General features: G+C 68.7%; 2 protein-coding genes and 1 pseudogene. All 3 read right to left on the minus strand.

Annotated elements, in window-relative coordinates; all coding sequences use genetic code 11:
- Window positions 1-557: LacI family DNA-binding transcriptional regulator (locus tag ACFWR9_RS42335; RefSeq protein WP_383852923.1), on the minus strand; the 557-nt coding region annotated here is incomplete at its 3' end.
- 84 nt (window positions 558-641) lie between these two features.
- A complete protein-coding gene (locus tag ACFWR9_RS42340) occupies window positions 642-4,931 on the minus strand; it encodes a discoidin domain-containing protein (protein ID WP_383852926.1) in 4,290 nt (1,429 codons plus the stop codon).
- A gap of 262 nt (window positions 4,932-5,193) precedes the next feature.
- Window positions 5,194-5,310, minus strand: a pseudogene (locus ACFWR9_RS42345) (LacI family transcriptional regulator); the annotation flags it as partial.

The raw sequence follows: 5,310 nt of genomic DNA on the forward strand, positions 1-5,310 counted from the left end.
ACCAGGCCGATGCGCTCATGCCCCAGCGATGCCAGGTGCCGCCAGGACTGCTCCACGGCCACCGCGTCGTCGCACGCGATGCACGGGAAGTCGAGATCCGGGATGGAGGCGTTGATGAGCACGACGGGGATGTTGCGCTCGGCGAGCAGCCGGTAGTGGTCGTGCGGCGCGTCCGCCTGCGCGAACAGGCCGCCGCCGGCGAAGACGACGCCGGAGACCTGCTGCTGGAGCAGCAGCTCGACGTAGTCGGCCTCGGAGACGCCGCCCTTCGTCTGGGTGCACAGCACCGGCGTCAGCCCCTGCTGGGCCAGCGCACCGCCGATGACCTCGGCGAACGCGGGGAAGATCGGGTTCTGGAGTTCCGGCAGCACCAGCCCGACGAGCCTCGCTCTCTCGCCCCGCAGCTGGGTGGGCCGCTCGTAGCCCAGGACGTCCAACGCGCTCAGCACGGACCTCCGGGTCGCCTCGGAAACCCCGGGCTTGCCGTTGAGCACCCGGCTGACCGTGGCCTCGCTGACCCCAACCTTCTTCGCCACCTGAGCAAGTCGTCGCGTCACAAACGCAAGACTAGCGCAAGCCTCTGCAAGAGGCTTGCGCCAGTCAGTAACCTGACCGACAAGGGCCGGTGCGGCCCGCTCGGCCTACGGGTTGCGGTTGATCTTGAAGGTTGACGTCGTGTTCCGGACGTCCACGGCGTTGCCCTCCAGCCTCAGCCCGTTGAACGTGACCTCGCCGACCGCGGGGCCCTGCCCGGGTTCGGGCATCTCGTTGGCCCAGAGGCCGAAACCGGACTTGGCGTCGAACGCGTCACCGCTCTTGCGCGCGCCGGTGATGGACACGTCGGTGAAGACGGTGTCCTTGATCGGGAACTGGGGCTGCCCTCCCGCGTAGTTCGTCTGGAACATGATGCCGCTGTAGGTCGGGTCGACGATGTCGACGTTGTTGACCCGGATGCCCTGGAACACCTTGGACGCGGAGAACACCCAGATGCCGGGGAAGGTCTGCTGCCCCCAGAAGTGGCCGCCGGCCCGGACGATCGAGATGTTCTCGAAGGTCGTCGGATCGGTGCCGAAGCCGTTCATCGGGTAGCCGAAGTCCAGCGAACTGATGGTGATGCCGGAGTAGACCAGGGTGTCCGCGATGTGGATGTTGCGGAAGGTGTTGTTGTAGCCGCCGTAGACGGCGAGACCCGCGGCACGCCAGGTCAGCGTCGTCGAGAGGTTCTCGTAGAGATTGTTCTTCATGTCCGCGCCGCCGGCGTCGATCGCCGAGAACAGCGCGAAGCTGTCGTCGCCGGTCGCCCGGGCGTCGTTGTTGGACACCAGGTTGTCGGTCGAGCCGTTGGTCATGTTGACACCGTCGGCGAACATGTTGCGGATCCGGGAGTTCCTGATCGTGATCCGGTCGGTGTTGGCGCCCCAGTAGAGGCACACCATGTGCTCGTTCCAGATGTTGTCGATCACGATGTCCGACACGTTGGAGAAGTCGAACACCTTGCCCGGCCCGTCGATGCGGCTGGTGTAGTTGCCGAAGTAGGCGAAGTCCGCGAACGACGACCCCTTCGCGCTCGCCTCGGCCCGGAAGCCGACGTCGGTGTTGTCCTGCGTCGTGGGCGCGTGGAACTTGGTGAACCAGGGACCGGCGCCCACCACCTTCACCGCCTTGCCGTACACCTGGAACTTGCTCGACGTCTGGTAGTCGCCGGCCGGCAGGTACACCCCGACCAGCTTGCCGGAGGTGTCCATGCGGACCCGGTCGAGCGCGTTCTGCACGTCCTGGTGCGTGAACCCGGCCGGCACCGCGTAGGCCGCCGGGTCGGGGTTGGCCACCGGGGCGACCTGCTCCAGGTTGACGAAGTCGATCGCGTAGTCGGTGTTGTTCGCGGCGTCCTTCTGCAACCTGATCCTGCTGCCCGCCGGGACGGTCTCGCCCAGCATCAGGTGCGCCTCGTCGTAGATGTGACGCGGCGCGCCCGCGCCGGGGGAGTTGCCGGGCGAGGCCTCGTTCCCGTAGAGCCAGGCGTACTTCGACGTCAGCGGCAGCGCCTTCTTCATGACGCCGTCGACGTAGACGTTGATCGTGGAGTTGATGCCGCCGCCGCCCGGCGCGTCCGGGATGGAGAAGCGGGTCACCAGGGTGTTGGTATCGGCCCGGGTGGTGAACTCGACGTACTCACCGGTCGCGTCGAGCTTGACCGCCTTGCGGCCGGAGGCCTCTCCGGCGATGTCGCCGATGGTCCGGTTCGGTCCGGCCACGGTGGCCCCGCCGCCGACCGTCAAGTCCTCCGCCTCGTACATGTCGTACGGCATGTTCGCCCCGCGTCCGACGAACAGCGGCTGGGTGGAGGTGTTGTTCTCCCGCTTGACCGGCAGTTCGTTGGCGTCGTCGGCCACCTTCACCCGCAGGGTGTACGAGCCGTTGGCCGCCTTCCAGGGGCCGAGGCTCACCGCGGGACTCGTCGAGCCGGCGGCGATGACACCGGAGTGCGTGCCGGTCAACGTCTTGACGGTGGCGCCGTCGGCGTCCACCAGGGTGAGCGTCACCGCGTGGCCGCCGCCCGCGGAGTCCTGGGTGCCCTGGTTGCGCAGCGCGACCTTGAACGTGACGTCGTCACCGGCGGCCGGACTGGAGGGGGAGGTGGTGACGGTCGCGGCGACCAGGTCGGAACTCTGGACCGGCTTGACGACCAGCGGCTCCGGACGCGTGTAGGTGTTGTTGGTCTCGTTCTGCTCGATGATCTCGCCGGCCTCGTCGGCGACCGCGCTCAGCTCGTAGGAGCCGGCGTCGCGCGCCCCGATGGAGGCGCTGACCGTGCTCTGCGCACCCGCCTGGAGGGCGCCCACGGAGGCGGTGGCGACCTTGGTGTCACCGAGCCGCAGGGCGACCTTGCCGGCCGGGCTGGCCGCGGCGCCGCTGTTGCGGACGGTGGCGGACACGGTGATCTCGTCCGACTCGACGGGCGAGGCGGGCGAGGTGGCAAGCTTCGTCACCTCCAGGTCGGGGTTGGGCGCGGGGGTGCCGATCACCTGGAACTCGGCGATCTGCCCCGCCGTGGCCCCCGTGTTGGAGGTGAACCTGAGCTGCACGTCGGCGACCCGGCCGTCGACGGGGACGGTCACGCTGTTGCCGCCGTTCGCCGGGTCGAAGACGTAGTCCTTCGCGGCCACCAGGCCGGTGAACCCGGAGGCTGCCTGCTCGCGCCCGAGCACCTGGATGTTCTGGGTGCGCTTCGACCAGGTGGTGTCGGGGTTGAGCTTGAGGACGACGGCGCTGATGTCGGCGTTCGCGCCGAGCTTGAGGGTGAGTGTGTTCGGGTAACTGCCCGCCGCCCCCTCCCAGTAGGTCGACGTGCTGTTGTCGTTGGCGTTCTCGGCGACATACGTGTGGATCACGGACGAGGCGCTGATCGGCTTGCCGACGGCCAGGTTCGAGCCGTCCCTGGTGCCGTTGCGGAGCACGGAGTTGCTGTCGCCCGACACGTTCCCGGCCGCGTCCCTGGCCCGCACGAAGTAGGTCACGTTCGCGGCGACGGGCTGTGTGTCGGTGTACGTGGTGACGTCGCCCGCGACGCTCTTGCGGAGCTTGTTGTCGGCGTAGATGTCGTACCCGGTGACGCCCTTGTTGTCGGTGGCCGCGGTCCAGGTCAGCTTCACCTGACCGGCGGTGGGCTCGCTCAGGGCGAGGTTCGACGGCGCGGTCGGCGCCTGCGTGTCGCCGTTGTCGCCGCGCCGGGTGACCGTGTTGCTGTTGCCCGACACGTTGCCCGCCGCGTCCTTGGCCCGCACGTGATAGGTGACCGTCGCGTCGCCCGGACGGGTGTCGGTGTATGTGGTGACGTCACCCCCGACCGAGGTCAGCAGGTCACCGTTGGCGTAGACGTCGTACCCCGTGACGGCCGTGTCGTCCGAGGACGCGTTCCACGTCAGCCTGATCTGCCCGGTCGCCGGCTCGGTGAGGGCGAGGTTCGCCGGGGTGGTCGGGACCTGGGTGTCGCCGCTCGCCGGGCCGTAGACCTCCAGCTCGGAGACCTGGGCAGCCGGCTGGCCGGTGTTCGCCGTCACCAGGACACGCACGTAGCGCGTGGTCGTCGCGTCGAAGGCGACCGTCGCCGACCGGCCGCCCGCCGCGTCGAAGGTGTACGCCTTGGCGGCGGTCAGGTCGCTGAAGTCCGAGCCGTTCTCGCTCGCCTGGATCTTCAGGGTCTGGCTGCGGGCACCCCAGCCGTCCGGCAGCCGCAGCACCACGCGGTCGACCCGGCGGGAGGCGCCGAGGTCGGCCTGGATCCACTGCGGCAGCGCGTTGTTGGCGCTCTCCCAGTAGGTGGCCTTGTTGCCGTCGTTGCCGTTGCCGGCCGTGTACGCCCCCGTGGAACTGCTCGCCGTCAGAGTCCGGTTCGCGGCGAGGTTCGTCGACGACTCCCCGGCCGCGCGCACCTCCAGTTCGGAGAGCTGCGCCGCCTGCCACCCAGTGTTGGCCGTGATCTCGACCCGCACGAACCGCGTCCTGGTGGCGGGGAGGCTCACGGTGACCGTGTTGCCCGACCCCGGGTCGAAGCGGTAGGTGGCGGAACCCTTCAGGGTGCTGAAGCTCGTACCGTCGGCGCTGCCCTGGAGGGAGAGTGTCTGGTCGCGGCGCTCCCAGCCGGCGGGCAGTCTCAGGACCACCTCGTCGATCCGCTCCGTGGTGCCGAGGTCGGCCTGGACCCACTGCGGGAGGCTGCCGCCGCCGCTCTGCCAGTACGAACCCTGGTTGCCGTCGGTGATGTTGGCGGCGCCGTACTCGCTGTGCGCGCTGCTCGCCGCCGTGGCGTCCCCCACGGCGATGTTGGGTCCGCCTGCCGCCGTGGCCGACAGCAGTGGGCCGCCCAGCGCCAGGAGACTGGTCGCGACCACGGTGCACAGGGCACGTGATCTCCAGTTCCGGATTCTCATCTGTCCCCGATCTCCGCCTCGTTCCTGAATGTTCTCTGTCATTTACGTTGAGCGCTCAGAGAGTTGCAGAGAACTGTTGAGTCGTCTACAGGATGTGCGGCACCAACTCGACGCACGGCGGACCGGAGTGGCCGCGGTGAGGTGCGGGAAGCCCCGGGTGATGCCTCGGATCAGCGACTTTCACGGGCTCCGTCGGAGAACCGCAAACGGCTGTCATTTCCCGCAAGAAAATTGCGGGCGAGGAGTGGGTGAGAGCCTCTCGCTAGCCGGCGGACGGCTGTGCCGTGGAGCCGCGGACGACGAGTTCCGGTTCGAAGAGCAGCTCCCTGTGCGGGACTTCGGTGCCTTGGATCTGGGCGCAGAGGAGGTCGACGGCGGC

It is taken from the genome of Streptomyces sp. NPDC058534 (assembly GCF_042717365.1).
Taxonomy (GTDB): domain Bacteria; phylum Actinomycetota; class Actinomycetes; order Streptomycetales; family Streptomycetaceae; genus Streptomyces.

Coding starts and splice junctions, on each gene's coding strand:
- ACFWR9_RS42340 (WP_383852926.1), bottom strand. CDS start 4,931: ATGAGAATCCGGAACTGGAGATCACGTGCCCTGTGCACCGTGGTCGCG.